The following is a 16,555-nucleotide window of genomic DNA, read 5'->3' as shown; positions in this document are numbered from 1 at the left end:
TTTTCAAGGTAAAGCCCTATACTGAGCTAAAGTAAAATAGAGTATTCAAACAATTTATTTCATCGCCAAGATTTTTAAATGAATTTGAAAATTAAATTATCTATGTCAGTCTTGGGACGAACTTTTTAATAGGAATTAGCTATGACTGGATTACTCCATGCGTTTGTGCTCGACGGTCAAGGTGGCGGTAGGCTACTTTGCGATCTGAGTGAAGTAAAATCCGTAATTCACAAGGAGCCACTTTGGCTCCATTTTGACTACAGCTTCGACGAAACGACCGAATGGCTGAAGCAACAAACGTTTTTGGATGACTGGGAAAGAGAAGCGCTAACCGCAGATGAAACTCGTCCGAGAACGGCTAATGGCGATGAAGGTTTGCTAGTGTTCTTGCGTGGCGTGAACCTTAATCCCAAGCAAAGCCCTGAAGACATGGTTTCTATTCGCTGTTTTGCAAACGATAAACTACTTATCACCTGTCGTAAGCGCCATATTATGTCTGCCCAAGATATGTTGGCATCGCTTAAAAAGGGTCAAGGCGCAAAAAGTATCGGTGAGTTACTGTCTACATTGGTGATGCGACTTTCTGTGCGAATGCAAGACATCATCTGGCAAATAGAAGAACAGCTTGATGAATTTGAAGACGCGATGGAAAGCAGTGAGCAGCTGCCAAACTATCAGCAACTTTCAACATTAAGAAGGCAAACCATTGGTTTAAAACGCTATCTTAAGCCACAAAAGCTTGCTATTAGCGAACTGCTATTGGCAAAGATTGCTTGGCTAGATGAAGATCATCGACACATGATTGAAGAGGCGAGCAATGCCTTAAGTCGATATATCGAAGAATTAGAGGCTGCGATTGAACGTGCACAAGTGATCCAAAATGCGATCACCAACCATCAAAATGAACAGTTAAACCAAAGAATGTACGTGATGTCCGTCGTTGCAGCGTTATTCTTACCACTTGGATTTTTAACAGGCTTGTTAGGGGTGAATATTGGCGGTATTCCTGGCACTGAATGGGGTGGCGCATTTGCCTTTTTTGTTATTATGTTGGTGGTACTAACTGGCGGTATTGGCGTGTACTTTAAACGCAAAGGCTGGTTGTAAGTAGGAGTAATCATTGGCGCTCTCGCTAGGGATCGAACCTAGAACTCAGCCTCCGGAGGGCTACGTGATATCCATTTCACCACGAGAGCGTCGCCAACATAATAATGCTAAGTGCAGACAATTGCCAGACAATGTTTGCTATATGACTAATTAGTAACCTATTTTTTAAAAAAAGCTGTACTTTGGGCAAAAAACCAGTTATTCAACTATGCTTTGAAAATAATAAAATAGACTGATATTGCTGCCCGTTCAGAAATATCGCGATACATCATTGAGGATCCCAAATATGACACCGATGACAACAGAGCAAGTTGCAGAGTTTCTTGACGTAAAGGTTGAGCGCGTAAGACGCCTCGCACGAGAAAACTTGCTAGTCGCCAAAGACACAGATGCCAATGGCGAACCTATCTTTGACAAAGCCGATGTTGAAAAATACAAAGAGCTAGCACAGCGACTGGGTGGGATTTAAACTACCCAATAGTGATGGCCAGTAATGTGATCAAGGAATATCACATACTACTGGCTCAGCTTGTAGCTACAATATCCACTGCTTCAGTAACTGCCTAAGCTTTTCGGCTTCTATCATTACGCCGCGCTGCTCGTACCATTGAATACTAACAATCAAATAAATTTGGCAAAATACCGTCAGTTTAGCTTGAGCGTATGAAGGCATGGCTTGCCGCTTTAGAGAAAAATAAGACTCAACCACCGTAAGTGCTGCTTCAACACCACAGCTAAAACTACACACCAGCGCTGCTAAATCAAAAAATATGTCACTATGACAAGCATACTCAAAGTCGATTAACCGAATCCCCTCTGGGCTTTGAATAATATTGCTCATGACTAAGTCATTATGGCAAAACGCTTGATCCACGGGTAAAGAAGCTAAGCTTTCGATAAGCCATTCGATGTCAACTAAGTGACGCAGTTTCTCATCAATAGCCTGAACATAACCGACTAAGTCCAGCACCTCGTATACTTCAAGCTCTAAGCTATGCACCTGAATAACTTGTGCTAACAACGCAGTATTTAACTTTGGCTCAGCACACACTTCTGGCATAAAGGTGAACAGTGCCATACGAGTGCGTAGGTCGTACTGCAGTACTTTAGAAGTAATGCCTTGCTGTGCTAACTCATTCTGTGCCTTTAATGCCTCAGTAGGAATACCATGGCTATAGCATTTTAATAGGTAGCTTTCGCCCTTACTCACCATCAGGTAATTATTGTTACTCACACCCTTAGTTAGCTTTTCTAATCGCTCAGCTGAAACCTTGAATACGGTATCCACCTTTACTTTTAATTTTTCAAGCTCAGAGTGCTGCAAGCGTCTTTCCTTGCTTAGCTTCATATTCTTCGTACCAACGCTTGTAGCCCCAACACGCCATCAAGGTGTAGAAAATAAATAGTACCAGCGTAGGATAGAAACCTTTAAGGTAATAAAGGTAGATGGAGGCTGCATCAATCACGACCCAATATAACCAGTTTTCAAGAATTTTCTTAGCCACTAAATAGGTCGTCACCACCGCAAAGCACGTGGTAAAGCTATCTAAATAGGCGAGATCTGCTGCCATATAATGCTTGGTGAAATACCCGAGCACAACGGAAACCACTGAAGTGATAACAATGATTGAAAGATGTTTTGATAACGACCAAGAAACAATATCACTGGGCTTGTTTTTGTCACCCTGACGCCACATCCACCAGCCAACAACGGCCATGACCATATAGTAAAAGTGCAGCAGTGATTCCATCACTAGTGCTCCGTTCCAGTACAGCACGGTATAGATGAAGGTATTAATAAAGGCCACTGGCCAACACCAAATATTCTCTCGAATTGCCAGCAGTAAATAAGCTACAGCCAGCACCACAGCGATATACTCCCAACTCGACATCGCTGTGAACCCTGCAAAGGTTTCAGTAAACCAGTCCATTAATCGCAGGCACTATCAGCTGGAGATAAATCGCCTGAGATAAACTTACAAACAAAAATACATTTTCCGTAAGCTTCAAATGAGTGTTTCATTTCTTGATTCAATACTGAAGTCACTAAATCAAATTCACCAAAGACCTGAGTTGACATCGTGTTTGTGATCACCTTGATCCCTTCATGCTCATTCAGCCTATCAATAAAATCTTTAATAAAAGGGATATAGTCTTGGTGCAGTGGGTACTTGCTTATTTCAACAGAAACTTGCATGGGCGCTCCTTACAAATGGCAGCCGATTATTAATATTGCTGGTTTAGATTTTCCCCACCGGTAAAATCCGATTTTGGGGTATAGTTAATCCAGTCTTGCTGATAGATAATTTTACCTTTTTCGTCAAACTTTAGCACTATCAGAAATCGCCAAGGCCCTAACTCGCGTGACGCATAATTAAAGCGATTAAAAACGCCTCTAGCAACCACAGTTCTAGCCGTGGTATCGACTATCTTATCTTCTACCACTAAGACGGGTTGTTCATCCAGCACAGCAAAATTCCCAGCAGACCAATTTAAAAAAGCCGTAATTTGATCTTTACCTTGTGCCTTATGGCCAAAAACCATATCTTCCAGCACGGCATCTTCTGCATAGAACTCGATAAACTGGGTAAAGTTCTGCCGCTGAGCATAGGTATTAAAGTAAGCATCGGCATGGCTGATGAATGTATTTTTCTTACTGATATTAATCGAGTTACTACAACCACTCAGTATTAATATAAAGAATAGCAAGAACCGATAGCGCATCATAGCCACTCCAAAAGCCGTATTAATCGAGTATAAAAAAAGCGCCTGTAGCGCTTAATTCGACGATGATAAAATGTGTATTTTTATACTGTCACTATACCCAATGGCTTAGCGGTTTTCCACGCTCCACGGGTAAAGTCTGGAATACTCAATGATTCACTGCGATTAGCGACTGATTGAGCCGATAATGGAGAAATTACCGACCAAGCGGCACCGTCGTATACGTCTTGATCTAGCGCCTCACCATTACGCAGGCAATAGATCATGCGCCAGAACATTAAAAAGTCCATACCACCATGACCACCATTGCGCTGCGCTTCTTCACCCATTTTAGTCCAAAGCGGATGGTCGTATTGTTCATACCAAGGATCCATTTCGTAATCCCATTCATGGAAGCTCTTAGTACCACCTTGCTCTAACGCGATACGATTAGGGAAACCAGCAAAGACCCCATTAGTTCCTTGAATTAGATTGTGACGAGAATAAGGCCTAGGCGTGGTCGTATCATGTTGTACCATGATACTGCGTCCTTTGATGGTCTTAATCATCGTGGTATTCATATCACCCGCAATATAATGTAGTTGATTGCGTTCATGATCTGCCGGAAATTCGCGTTTTGCATAGGCTGCACGACCTAGGGCGGGAGAACTCATAGAAGTTAAGTAATCAAAACGGTCACCGCGGTTAATATTCATGTACTGAGATACTGGACCTAAACCATGAGTTGGATATAGGTTACCATCTCGCTTAGTATGCCAGTGTGTACGCCATGAGCCGGTCTTGTGCTCAATTTCCTTCATTTGCCAACGTAGCTCATGAATATATGCAGCTTCACCATGCAATAACTCACCGAATACACCTTGGCGAACCATATTCAGTACCATCAACTCATCGCGACCGTAATTGACATTTTCCATCATCATACAGTTCTTTTGCGTGCGCTCTGCGGTGTCGACTATCTGCCACATTTCTTCCACGGTCAACGCTAAAGGCACTTCAACAAACGCGTGCTTACCACTATTCATGGTATCAATTGCCATCGGCGCGTGCCATTTCCAAGGCGTTGAAATGATAACGATGTCAATATCGTCCCGATTTAGCATTTCTTGATAAGCTAAGTCACCACCACGATACAGCGCAGGTTTCGGCAAACCTCGCTCGCGCACAAGATAGTCAGCCGATTTTTCAAGCACTTCATCATGGGTATCACAAATCGCGACAATACGTGCACCATCGATGTGACTCATGCGCTTTACATGACCATAGCCACGTTGGCCAACCCCAATAAAACCTACCCGAACCACGTCCATTTTTGGTGCTACGAGCCCAATGACAGAGCGGCCTTGTTGCTTAGGTACAACGCTGTTATTTTGATTAGAACTTGCGCACCCAGCTACTACACTCGCAGCCGCTGCCGCTCCTGCGGCTTTTAAAAAGTCGCGGCGGTTTATATTTTTCATTCTTACTCCTAAACGATACTTCTTAACAGCACTAATACTGCTCGCTATCAAGCTAACCTATCCCAATCTTAGGTTCAAAACATTGCGATAAAGCCGCAAAAAAAGCGCTTGAAGCGCTTTTTCTTAAAATATATTAAACTGTTAAATTGCCCTGATAATATTATTCAGACAATCCTCTTTTTCTAGCACACTGGAATACAACGCAAACTGGTTCTTCGCACGGTCGAGATTATGATTGGCTCTGTGGGTTGCAAAATAATTATCTCCATCTAAGTGATCTGTTAAAAATCTCAGACCTATCATGAATGGCATCACTTTGGCGCCAAGAATAAAGCTGTCTTTTTCTGCTTCAGTCACACTGTCTTGTAACGGTTCAATATACCCTTGCGCCAGCGCAGCAAAGATATTTTCTCTTACCTGCACATTACTCAAGTTCGTTGAGTCTTCAGCTTCTGGCGAACAGAAGGTACGCACCATATCGCCAAAATCAAATAACCAGTTACCTGGCATACAAGTATCTAAGTCAATAACGGCTCGCGCTGCATCACTCTGTGTTGAAAACAGCATGTTGTTGATTTTGGTATCGTTGTGGCAAGCTCTAAGTGGCACTTGTTTTTGTGCCTGCTGCAGCTCTTCTGCAAGCGCAAATTGCTGCTGAAAAGCAGCGATAACATCACTGCACTTGTCCGCTCGACCATGCTCATCTTTCGCTAGCACTTGGTTAAATGCATCAATACGCATCGCCAAGTTATGAAAATTTGGAATGACATGATGTAACTGCGCCGCATCAAAATCATTTAGCGCATGTGCAAACTGCCCAAAGGCGTTTGCAGCCGTTAATGCTTGTTGTTCGTTTGCCACTACGTCTTCGCTATAACTGCGGCCAATAAATGCAAGCGCACGCCAAACTTCATCATTAATATCGACTAAATATTGGCCTGAACTCGTCGCTAGATGCTTTATGATAGCGAGACTATATTCACCATTTAAGGCTTTTGCTGTTAAGTGCTGTTCAATCGCTCGCGCATTTTCAACAAGATGCAAAGGGTTTGGAAATACCGTGGTATTTAGCTTTTGTACCACCATGGTTTTGTGGTTGTCCTGCAACAGCATAGTCGTGTTGATATGGCCACTACCGATCGGCTTCATTTTAGCTTCTTCACTAATGAGACCGTATTCATAAGCAAGTTGTTGCGCAACGGCTTGATACTCCATATTCACCTCAAAAGGAGTTAAGTCGGATGTAGTTGTGTGGAGATGATTATCTTCCTTGACGTGCTTCATAAATCTTTCTCGCGACAATGTCTAGTTCGCTCTTATAAGTTATACCGTACCAATGTGATTTAGCTTGGTAGACCGACACGGTTTGTCGGCCCTTATTGATACTGTGTTGGATACAATCTGGCAGATAATACTCTTTTTTGACACCGTTGTCATAATTCCTTAAAAACGCATTAAACCCGGCTTCTAATGAATCAAAAAGTGACGGCGTCACACCCCAGCAGGTCATCGAAGCAAGTGCAGAGCTTGCTATCTTACACCGCTTACCTGCAATATCACCTGACAACTCACCGTTTTCAAAGCGAATATCCAATGCCTCTTCAACCGAGTGTAGTTGTTGCGCTTGTACCTGACAAACGCCACGGTTTACTCCACCTTGATCTGATAAGGTATTTATAATTGGGTATGCGACCATCGCCATATTGCTATGATGCTGAAAATGTTCAACAAGCTGCTCAAATGCATCTGGCCCGTAATAATCATCCGCCGTAATAACTATCGCAGGCTTATCAACGTATGGTTTTGCACACAGCAGCGCATGTCCTGTGCCCCATGGTTTTTCTCGCCCTGCCAAACAGTCGATAAATTCATTCGGAATATCGCTAAGCCGCTGCTGCACTAAAGTAATGTTCAGCGCCTTCGGCAATCGTGGCAATATCACATTTTCGATTAGGCTTCGCACTTTGTCATTGATGATCAAAATAACATCTTGCACACCAGCATGATGCGCGTCAATTATGCTCAATTCCATAATGCTTTTATCGATACTTGGCAGCTCAGCAACCTGCTTATTACCACCAAAGCGGCTTCCTAATCCACCTGCCAAAATGATCAGCTTAGGGGGTTGTTCGATTCCTATCATTGAAAAAATATCAAAACTCAAATAAGCGGGTAAGTGTACTGAGCTTTTGCGCAGAATAAAAGCAATTGCGAGGAAAGACGTCCTCGCAATTAGTGTGAACTAGCTAAACTTTTGGCATAAGTACTTTATTTCTTGGTATTCAAGCAATCCTTCCTGTGCTCCTTCTCGACCAAGACCTGAAAACTTCACACCACCAAAAGGCGCTACTGGATTGGATATGATCCCTTCATTAATCCCAACCATGCCATACTCAAGCGCATGACATACTCGCCTTATTTGATTGCCATCATTCGAATAAAAATAAGCAGCAAGCCCTTCTGGCACAGAGTTTGCCTTTCTTACCACTTCATCTTCACTCTCAAAATCAATAATGCTGACAATCGGTGCAAAAATTTCTTCATGGAAGATCCGCATGGTGCTATTTACACCCGTGATAACTACCGGTGCCATAAATTGGCCGCTTTGTTTATCACCTTGATAAGCGATGCTCGCACCTTTAGCTAACGCATCTTCTAACAGCTGCTGTGCTTTTTGTTTGGCTTCAAGTGAAATGAGTGGACCAATATCAATACCCTGCTCTAGACCATTTCCCAAGGTGAGCGTGCTAACCTGCTGAGTGAGTGTATTGAGTAGTTCTGCCGAGATACCTTTCGCGACAAACACACGATTTGCGGCCACACAAGTTTGTCCTGCATTTCTGAACTTCGCTGCCATCAAACCACTTACCGCTTGCTCAACATCAGCGCTGTCGAAAACAATAAATGGTGCATTACCACCAAGCTCCATTGACGTTCTTTTCACTGTGTCGGCACATTGCTTTAACAACGCACTCCCCACTTGTGTTGATCCCGTAAACGTGAGTTTTCGCACTTGTGGTGACTCAGTAAGGTGTGCTACTAACCCTTTAGAGTCGTTAGTCACTAACACCTGAAAAGCGCCAACTTCCATTCCAGCCTGAATAGCCAGCTTTGCAAGGGCGATGGCCGCAAGAGGAGTTTTCTCAGAGGGCTTTAAAATAAAACTACAGCCTGCAGCATAAGCTGGTGCTACTTTTCTGGTGATCATCGCCAGTGGAAAATTCCACGGTGTGATCCCAAGTACAACACCAACCCCTTGCCTGATTGTAGTTAGCTCATGTGATTGAGAATGACTGGGAATAACCTGACCATAGGCGCGCTTGGCTTCTTCGCTATACCATTCAATAAATCCTGCAGCATAATCCGCCTCGGCAAGTGCCTCCTTAAGCGGTTTGCCTTGTTCCTTAGTGACGATTTCAGCCAAGGCCTGGCGATGCTCTATTACCAATTCGTACCATTTTCTAAGTACTTGACTACGGGCATGTGCTGTCGTGCTAGCGAGTTTTTCGAAGGTTTCAGCCGCTGCTTGCAGCGCTTTATCGGCAGCCTGATTATCCGCCTCCGAAACCTGAGCAAGGTGCTCTCCAGTTGCAGGATTAACCACATCGACATGCGTTTTACTATGATGTGCTTGGCCATAGATAAGTGAAAATTCGGGGTTACTGATGAGTGACATAGCGTTCCTCCTAGAAAAGCAAAAAGCCGTAGTATAAGACTACGGCTTTATTAAATTTGTCAGTAACAACCTAGGTTGTTAGCAGCACTTAATGGTCTTCATTAACGATATTGAGATTGTACTTTGGAATTTCAACCACTAAGTCTTCATCACTAATTATCGCTTGGCAACCCAAACGAGACTCAGCTTCGAGACCCCATGCTTTATCTAGCATGTCATCTTCTAACTCATCGCTTTCTTCCAGCGAGTCAAAACCTTCACGAACAACGATATGGCACGTAGTACATGCACATGATTTTTCACAGGCATGTGGAATACTAATTCCGTTTTTCAAAGCCACATCGAGTACAGTTTCACCCGTTTTCGCTTCGATTGCAGCACCTTCCGGACATAACTCTTCATGGGGTAAAAAGATAATTTGTGGCATATTACACCTCGTCTACCGACTGCCCTTGCAGTGCCTTTTTAATTGATTCATCCATACGGCGTGAAGCAAAATCACTACTCGCCTGATCGACTTCTTCGATCGCCTTTTTAATCTGCTCTGGATTGTCTGCACTTTCGCGAATTTGTGCAAGTTCAGTCATTGCACCGCGCAGTGTATTGAGCTCATCTTCTGCCAACAAATGACCATCCGTTGCAAGCGATGCCTCTAACGCTTCTAATACACGCAGTGCTTCAACCTGCTGCTCTTTAAGCATACGAGCGCTCATGTCTTCTTTGGCATTGCTCATCGAATCTTTTAGCATTTGTGCTACTTGGTCATCGCTCAAACCAAACGACGGTTTTACCTGGATCTCAGCCTGCACGCCTGTCGACTTTTCTTCAGCCGAAACACTCAATAGACCATCAGCGTCAACTCTAAAAGTGACTCGAATATGCGCAGCGCCTGCCGCCATTGGTGGAATGCCTTTTAGACTAAATTTAGCTAAGCTACGACAATCATCAACGAGTTCACGCTCACCTTGCAATACATGCAATGACATAGCGGTTTGACCATCTTTAAAAGTGGTAAACTCTTGTGCACGTGCAACAGGAATAGTGGTATTGCGCGGAATGATTTTTTCAACCAATCCACCCATAGTTTCTAGGCCTAAAGACAATGGCAATACATCAAGCAGTAACATATCAGAGTCAGGCTTGTTACCCACTAAAATATCAGCTTGGATAGCAGCACCTAATGCCACCACACGGTCTGGATCGATTGATGTTAGCGGCTCTTTGGCAAAGAAACTCCCGACTTCTTCACGCACCACTGGCATACGAGTCGAACCACCGACCATCACAACCTGCAAGACTTCTTCTGCTGTGACACCGGCGTCTTTTAACGCGCGGCGACAAGAGCGTAAAGTCTTTTTAACTAAAGGCATTGCCATTTCAGCAAATGCTTGACGCGTGATCGTAACAACCAACTTTTGCTCGCGAACTGGTAGCTCTACGTTTACCGTTTCATAGCTTGAAAGCGCTTCTTTACAGGCTCTTGCCTTATTGATAAACAAGCGTAGCTCTTTTGGGTTTAAATCAAATAGCTGCGTTTGCTGTTTAAAGAAATCGACCAACAATGAATCAAAGTCATCACCACCGAGGCTTGAATCACCACCGGTTGATAATACCTCAAACACTCCTTGGTTTAAGCGTAAGATAGAAATATCAAACGTACCACCACCAAGGTCATAAACCGCGATCACGCCTTCTTGACCAGAGTCTAGGCCGTAAGCTACTGCAGCTGCAGTCGGCTCATTGAGAAGTCTTAATACTTTTAGACCAGCAAGCTCGGCTGCGTCTTTTGTACTTTGCCTTTGTGCATCATCAAAATATGCAGGTACAGTGATCACCGCGCCCATTACATCCTCACCAGCAAAGCTATCAATAGCACGTTGGTGTAATGTTTTTAAAATTTCAGCGGAGGCTTGCACTGGGCTTACAGCGCCAGCTACGGTTTCAATAGCAAGCGAACCGTTATTATCGACAAAATTATAAGGCAACTGACCATAGCTTTGTTCTATTTCAGATTGCGTTTTACCTAAAAAACGTTTTACAGAAATAAGCGTATTAGTCGGGTCTTCAGCAGAAGCAGCTTGGGCTTGTTCACCAACAATAACCTCTGAGTCGGTGTACCTTACTACCGACGGCAGCATAGGTTTACCCATTAAATCGCTAAGAGTCTTCGTTTCGCCACTTTGTACTGTTGCCACAAGAGAGTTCGTGGTACCTAAGTCAATACCAATCGCTAATTTATGCTCATGAGGTGCCGCGCTCTGCCCCGGCTCAGCAATTTGCAATAATGCCATAATGCTCTTTTCACTTTAACGTTTGTTGATGCTACACATCATCAATCGAATAATTCATCTTCGATACGTGCTAATTCGTCGCGTAACTTGTAGACAAACTTTAGCTTACGAATATTGTCTGCTGCGGCTTCTAATGTGCTCATGTCATCGCTTTGAAGCTGCTCGGCAAGGGAAGCGCTAAACTTTGTATCTAACGCTTTAATCTGTGTTTCGAACTCTGTAATCGCGCTGTCAGGATCCGCCGCATCAGGTAATTCTTCTAATGCTTCGCGCAGCTCCATCTGTTGCATTAAAAACATCGGATCTTGCAACGTTTGTTGCTCTGCACGTATGTCTACACCCTTTTCGCTTAGCATATACTCGGCGCGTTTAACTGGGTGTTTGAGCACCGCTAGCGCGTCATTGATCTCTGCGGTTTTCTGTACCGCGAGCAACTTCTCACGCTCACTTTTACCAGCAAATCTATCTGGGTGAACTGCACGCTGTAGCTCTAAATAACCTTGATTTAGTTTGTTTAAATCAACGTGATAATCAACAGGTAAATCAAATAATTCAAAATAACGCATACGCACCTAATACAGCAAAGCCCCACCAAGGCAGGGCTTTAAGCTATTCACTGTTGCAAACTATACGGTGAAGCTTTCGCCACAGCCACATTCGTCTTTCTGATTTGGGTTATTGAATTTAAACCCTTCATTCAGACCTTCTTTTGTGTAATCAAGCTCTGTGCCGTCGATATAAACTAAGCTTTTTGCATCAACGATGATTTTGACATCTTTGTCTTCAAATACTTCATCGCCTTCATCTAAATCGTCGACAAATTCGAGAACATAAGCAAGACCTGAACAGCCCGTGGTTTTAATACCAACGCGCAGCCCTATGCCTTTTCCACGGTTACTCAAAAAGGCTAATACGCGATTAGCGGCTGCATCTGTTAACGTCACTGCCATAATAGTCTCTTACTTCGCTTGTTTACTCTTATAATCTGCAATCGCAGCTTGAATCGCATCTTCTGCCAAAATTGAGCAGTGGATTTTCACTGGTGGCAACTCAAGCTCAGCACTGATATCAGTGTTTTTGATAGTAGAAGCTTCTTCTAACGATTTACCTTTCACCCACTCAGTCACAAGGGATGATGATGCAATCGCGCTGCCACAACCATATGTCTTGAATTTCGCATCTTCGATGATGCCTTCTTTTGACACTTTAATTTGTAGTTTCATTACGTCGCCACATGCAGGTGCCCCCACCATGCCCGTTGCTACGCTTGGATCGTTCTTGTCTAAAGAACCTACGTTACGTGGATTCTCAACGTGGTCGATAACTTTATCACTGTAAGCCATAACTATTTCCTCACTACCTGCTTGCGGCTGGATAGTATCCAGCCAGCGGCTAAAACTTGCTTAATGGTGTGCCCATTCAACGCTATCTAAGTCGATGCCATCTTGGTGCATTTCCCAAAGTGGTGACATCTCACGTAAGCGACCAATAGAATTCTTAAGAAGATTGACGGTGTAATCGATCTCTTCTTCTGTCGTAAAACGACCAATACTGAAGCGGATAGAGCTGTGTGCTAATTCGTCATTACGACCTAGAGCACGCAGTACATAAGATGGCTCTAAGCTCGCCGATGTACATGCAGAACCTGAAGAAACCGCAATGTCTTTAACTGCCATTAGTAGACTTTCACCTTCAACAAAGTTGAAGCTAATGTTTACAATGCCAGGTACTGATTGGTCGATAGCACCATTAAAATAAACTTCGTCCATATCCATTAGGCCGTCCAATAGACGCTGACGAAGCGCACTGATGTGTGCATGGTCTTTTTCAAAGTCTTGCTTAGCAATTCTAAATGCTGTGCCCATACCCACGATTTGGTGAGTAGCAAGAGTACCTGAACGCATACCGCGCTCATGACCACCACCGTGCATTTGTGCTTCTAAACGCGCACGTGGTTTACGGCGTACGTACAACGCACCGATACCTTTAGGGCCATAAACTTTGTGGCCAGAAAATGACATAAAGTCTACTTTCAATGTTTGTAGGTCGATTAGTACCTTGCCAGCGCTTTGTGCCGCATCAACATGGAACATGATCTTGCGCTCACGACACATCTCACCGATAGTCGCGATATCTTGAATAACACCTAGCTCGTTATTAACGTGCATTACGCTCACTAAAACAGTGTCTTCGCGCATGGTTGCTTCAAGCTTTTTCAAGTCAAGTAAGCCGTTGTCTTCAACATCCATATACGTCACTTCAAAGCCTTGACGCTCAAGCTCACGGCAGGTGTCTAGTACTGCTTTATGTTCAGTACGAACGGTGATGATGTGCTTACCTTTCTTTTTATAGAACTGTGCAGCACCTTTGATTGCAAGGTTGTTTGACTCAGTTGCACCAGATGTGAAAACGATTTCACGCGGATCAGCGTTGATTAAATCAGCGATATCATTACGCGCCTGATCAACCAGTTCTTCTGCTTGCCAACCGAAACGGTGTGAACGAGAAGCTGGATTACCAAAGTTACCATCCATTGTCAGGCACTGCATCATCTCGTCTGCAACACGCTGATCAACCGGAGCGGTTGCTGCATAATCTAGATATATCGGTAATTTCATTTATCTCTCCGCTTGACGTCAACCTAGAGTTGACAGCTCACTTGAATATTGTCTAATTGCTCGATAACACGTTTAACGTGCTTATCTTGCCGCGTTGCTACGGATTGAACATCCGCGTCGGCGACTAACTCGGCTAGGGAAATACTGTTTAAAAATTCTTCAATTCGCACACTTAAATCAGACCACAATGAATGAGTCAGACAGCGCATACCGCTTTGGCAACCGCCGCCTTCGCCGTGACAACGTGTTGCGTCAACGGACTCGTCAACAGCATTAATCACATCACCAACGGAAATTGTGTGTGCATCACGGCCCAATAAGTAGCCGCCGCCTGGACCACGTACAGAGCTAACTAAGCCATGTTTACGTAGACGGGCAAATAATTGTTCAAGGTAAGATAGCGAAATCTCTTGTCGTTCAGAGATATCGGCTAGTGGAACAGGGCCAATACTTGCGTGTAACGCAACATCTAACATTGCTGTCACGGCGTATCTGCCTTTTGATGTCAGTTTCATGCATAACCCCCGCTAATTTACCAAGCTGCAAATTTTAATTACTTGACTAAGATAGTCAAGTATTAACCAAGCATAATAACGGCTTTAAATCTGTAACCCTCGTATGCCTACCCGAAATACCTGAGTAATTTAATCAGGTATTATGGATATTGTAATTACCTGAGTATTTTAGTCAAGTATTAGTGATGAAGATTTATGCAAGATTTCACAAAAGGAATGGTTAATATTTAGACAATAGAAATATAACAGTATTGGCGCGCTGAGTTGGCCAATACTGCATCTTGTCTGGTTTACTTGTTAGTAGATTTATCTATCGAACTTAGGATCCCACGTAGAATATTAAGTTCTTGATCTTCCGGTCTAGCACGGTTGAACAAACGCTTTAGCTTGGTCATTACCATGCCCGGATGCTGTTTGATGATAAAGCCAGTGTCATTCAGGGTATTTTCAAGATGCTCGTAGAATAACTCCATCTGCTTTGATGATGGGTAAATCGTTTCATCCACTTCTTCTGGCTGCTTTTGTTGCGTGTCTAAGTATGTCATACGCGTTTCGTAGGCCAACGTTTGCACTGCCATCGCAAGATTAAGCGAGCTATACTCAGGATTAGCCGGAATACATACGTGATAGTTGCATAACTGCAGCTCTTCGTTCGACAAGCCACTGTTTTCTCGACCAAATACCAATGCAACTGGGCCATTCACCGATTCAGCAACCAATTTTTGTGCACACTCACGCGGGTCTACCATTGGCCACGACAAAGTGCGTGAGCGCGCACTCGTGCCAATAGTTAAAGCGCAATCAGCAATCGCCTCTTGAAGTGTATCGACTTTAGTCGCTGCACCCAACACGTCGGTTGCGCCAGCCGCCAATGCACTTGCATGGCTGTCCACTTCACATGCAGGGTCAACTAAGTAAAGCTTAGATAACCCCATCGTCTTCATCGCTCTCGCAACAGAGCCAATATTGCCAGAGTGTGAGGTGTTCACTAATACAATTCGAATATCTTCTAAAGCCATTTACACGAGTCTCAAACAAAAATAATGGCGCAGTGTAGCATATCTAATTTGCGTTTTTCCAAGCTCCACAACCAGAAATTAAAAATCTTTATGTAGCAACGAAGTACAAAAAACAACCAGAGAAATTCACAATTGGTTATTTACTTTAGAGAAAAAACCGCTAGAATACGCCGGCTCAAAATGATCCTGTTCTTTTACAACCTAAAGGTAATGCTATGCATCCAATGTTGAACATTGCGGTACGCGCTGCGCGTAACGCAGGTAAGATTATCCTACGTGCAAGTGAAGATTTATCGCGCGTTGAAGCTACTCAAAAAGGCACAAATGATTTAGTAACTAACATCGATAAAGATGCGGAATCAATCGTTCGTGACACAATTTTAAAATCTTACCCTGATCACGCTATTGTTGGTGAAGAATTTGGTCATCACGAAGGCAAAGATGCAGACTACCTTTGGGTTATCGATCCTCTAGACGGTACAACTAACTTCGTTAAAGGTATCCCTCATTATGCTGTTTCTATCGCGCTAAGAGTTAAAGGTCGCGTAGAGCAAGCTGTTGTATACGATCCAATTCGCGATGAATTATTTACTGCTTCTCGTGGCCAAGGCGCACAGCTAAACAACAAACGTATTCGTGTATCTAAGTCTATTGAATTACAAGGCACTGTGCTTGCAACAGGTTTCCCTTTCAAGCAAAAGCACCACATGGATGCTTACCTAGAAGCGTTCAAAGCATTATTCATTCATACAGCTGATATCCGCCGTGCGGGCTCTGCAGCTTTAGACATGGCATATGTTGCTGCAGGTCGTATGGATGGCTTCTTTGAAATTGGCCTTAAGCCTTGGGATACAGCAGCCGGTGAGCTGTTAGTAAAAGAAGCAGGCGGTATGGTCACTGATTTTGCAGGCGGTGCTAACTTTAACCGTAGCGGCAACATCATCTGTGGCGCGCCTAAGCTTTGCCAAGCGATTGTAAAAGAAATTCGCCCAGTATTAACTGAGTCATTGTTAAAATAATAACTCTGGCTTAGACAAAAGAGCCAAGTATTACCTTAGGCTAGTAAATTAAGAAAGAGCTACTATTTCATTATGGTGGCTCTTTTTGTTTCCACCTCCTTTCGTAAAACTTACGACGAGCCAGCC

Annotated in this window: 19 protein-coding genes and 1 tRNA gene; 3 read left to right on the top strand and 17 right to left on the bottom strand. The window is 43.6% G+C overall.

The window, feature by feature from the left end; all coding sequences use genetic code 11:
- The first annotated feature begins 141 nt into the window (after positions 1 to 141).
- Complete coding sequence (locus DS891_RS19160; protein WP_010607232.1) at positions 142 to 1,107, top strand: zinc transporter ZntB; 966 nt, start codon at positions 142 to 144, stop codon at positions 1,105 to 1,107.
- 14 nt (positions 1,108 to 1,121) lie between these two features.
- On the opposite strand, the gene DS891_RS19155 is transcribed toward DS891_RS19160, so the two are convergent.
- Positions 1,122 to 1,196 (bottom strand) — tRNA-Arg (locus DS891_RS19155).
- A gap of 197 nt (positions 1,197 to 1,393) precedes the next feature.
- Here DS891_RS19155 and DS891_RS19150 point away from each other — a divergent pair.
- Positions 1,394 to 1,576 (top strand): helix-turn-helix domain-containing protein, encoded by a 183-nt coding sequence (locus DS891_RS19150; protein WP_010607231.1) that lies wholly within the window; start codon positions 1,394 to 1,396, stop codon positions 1,574 to 1,576.
- A 66-nt stretch (positions 1,577 to 1,642) separates the two neighbouring features.
- On the opposite strand, the gene DS891_RS19145 is transcribed toward DS891_RS19150, so the two are convergent.
- The 16 genes from DS891_RS19145 to trmJ form a co-directional block, all read right to left on the bottom strand.
- On the bottom strand, positions 1,643 to 2,455 hold the full coding sequence (locus DS891_RS19145) for a phosphotransferase (protein WP_227386847.1): 813 nt from the start codon (positions 2,453 to 2,455) through the stop codon (positions 1,643 to 1,645).
- A complete protein-coding gene (pnuC, locus tag DS891_RS19140; protein WP_039493061.1) occupies positions 2,418 to 3,038 on the bottom strand; it encodes a nicotinamide riboside transporter PnuC in 621 nt (206 codons plus the stop codon). The genes DS891_RS19145 and pnuC overlap by 38 nt, the downstream gene beginning before the upstream one ends.
- Entirely contained in the window at positions 3,038 to 3,304 is a 267-nt protein-coding gene (locus DS891_RS19135; RefSeq protein ID WP_174170626.1) for a YkoF family thiamine/hydroxymethylpyrimidine-binding protein, read from the bottom strand. Before DS891_RS19135 ends, pnuC begins: the two co-directional genes overlap by 1 nt.
- Positions 3,305 to 3,333: 29 nt before the next feature.
- Positions 3,334 to 3,834, bottom strand: a complete 501-nt coding sequence (locus DS891_RS19130) for a nuclear transport factor 2 family protein (RefSeq protein WP_227386846.1) — start codon at positions 3,832 to 3,834, stop codon at positions 3,334 to 3,336.
- 80 nt (positions 3,835 to 3,914) lie between these two features.
- Positions 3,915 to 5,291, bottom strand: a complete 1,377-nt coding sequence (locus DS891_RS19125; protein ID WP_174170625.1) for a Gfo/Idh/MocA family protein — start codon at positions 5,289 to 5,291, stop codon at positions 3,915 to 3,917.
- A gap of 141 nt (positions 5,292 to 5,432) precedes the next feature.
- Positions 5,433 to 6,506: a phosphotransferase enzyme family protein gene (locus DS891_RS19120; protein ID WP_174170637.1), complete on the bottom strand. Its 1,074-nt coding sequence runs from the start codon at positions 6,504 to 6,506 to the stop codon at positions 5,433 to 5,435.
- Positions 6,507 to 6,552: 46 nt separating this feature from the next.
- A complete protein-coding gene (locus tag DS891_RS19115) occupies positions 6,553 to 7,434 on the bottom strand; it encodes an NTP transferase domain-containing protein (RefSeq protein ID WP_174170624.1) in 882 nt (293 codons plus the stop codon).
- Positions 7,435 to 7,533: 99 nt separating this feature from the next.
- On the bottom strand, positions 7,534 to 8,967 hold the full coding sequence (locus tag DS891_RS19110) for an NAD-dependent succinate-semialdehyde dehydrogenase (RefSeq protein WP_174170623.1): 1,434 nt from the start codon (positions 8,965 to 8,967) through the stop codon (positions 7,534 to 7,536).
- Between the two features lie 88 nt (positions 8,968 to 9,055).
- Positions 9,056 to 9,394 carry an ISC system 2Fe-2S type ferredoxin gene (gene fdx, locus DS891_RS19105; protein ID WP_010607222.1) on the bottom strand — a complete coding sequence of 113 codons (339 nt, stop codon included), beginning with the start codon at positions 9,392 to 9,394 and terminating at the stop codon, positions 9,056 to 9,058.
- 1 nt (position 9,395) lies between these two features.
- Positions 9,396 to 11,258, bottom strand: a complete 1,863-nt coding sequence (gene hscA, locus DS891_RS19100) for a Fe-S protein assembly chaperone HscA (protein WP_010378972.1) — start codon at positions 11,256 to 11,258, stop codon at positions 9,396 to 9,398.
- Positions 11,259 to 11,299: 41 nt separating this feature from the next.
- The gene (gene hscB, locus DS891_RS19095) at positions 11,300 to 11,824 is read right to left on the bottom strand and encodes a co-chaperone HscB (RefSeq protein ID WP_010607220.1); all 525 of its coding nucleotides are present in this window, start codon (positions 11,822 to 11,824) and stop codon (positions 11,300 to 11,302) included.
- Between the two features lie 60 nt (positions 11,825 to 11,884).
- Positions 11,885 to 12,208: an iron-sulfur cluster assembly protein IscA gene (iscA, locus tag DS891_RS19090; RefSeq protein WP_010378967.1), complete on the bottom strand. Its 324-nt coding sequence runs from the start codon at positions 12,206 to 12,208 to the stop codon at positions 11,885 to 11,887.
- Between the two features lie 9 nt (positions 12,209 to 12,217).
- Complete coding sequence (gene iscU / locus DS891_RS19085; RefSeq protein ID WP_010607219.1) at positions 12,218 to 12,601, bottom strand: Fe-S cluster assembly scaffold IscU; 384 nt, start codon at positions 12,599 to 12,601, stop codon at positions 12,218 to 12,220.
- Positions 12,602 to 12,661: 60 nt separating this feature from the next.
- A complete protein-coding gene (locus DS891_RS19080; RefSeq protein WP_010378962.1) occupies positions 12,662 to 13,876 on the bottom strand; it encodes an IscS subfamily cysteine desulfurase in 1,215 nt (404 codons plus the stop codon).
- 23 nt (positions 13,877 to 13,899) lie between these two features.
- Positions 13,900 to 14,391 carry a Fe-S cluster assembly transcriptional regulator IscR gene (gene iscR / locus DS891_RS19075; protein ID WP_010378960.1) on the bottom strand — a complete coding sequence of 164 codons (492 nt, stop codon included), beginning with the start codon at positions 14,389 to 14,391 and terminating at the stop codon, positions 13,900 to 13,902.
- Between the two features lie 290 nt (positions 14,392 to 14,681).
- Positions 14,682 to 15,410, bottom strand: coding sequence for a tRNA (cytosine(32)/uridine(32)-2'-O)-methyltransferase TrmJ (trmJ, locus tag DS891_RS19070; protein WP_010607218.1), 729 nt, complete (start codon positions 15,408 to 15,410; stop codon positions 14,682 to 14,684).
- Between the two features lie 215 nt (positions 15,411 to 15,625).
- On the opposite strand from trmJ, the gene suhB reads away from it, so the two are divergent.
- On the top strand, positions 15,626 to 16,429 hold the full coding sequence (gene suhB / locus DS891_RS19065; RefSeq protein ID WP_010607217.1) for an inositol-1-monophosphatase: 804 nt from the start codon (positions 15,626 to 15,628) through the stop codon (positions 16,427 to 16,429).
- The last annotated feature ends 126 nt before the right edge of the window (positions 16,430 to 16,555 follow it).

Source organism: Pseudoalteromonas sp. JC28 (assembly GCF_013319255.1).
GTDB lineage: Bacteria > Pseudomonadota > Gammaproteobacteria > Enterobacterales > Alteromonadaceae > Pseudoalteromonas.
This window is presented reverse-complemented; position numbering and strand designations above follow the sequence as displayed.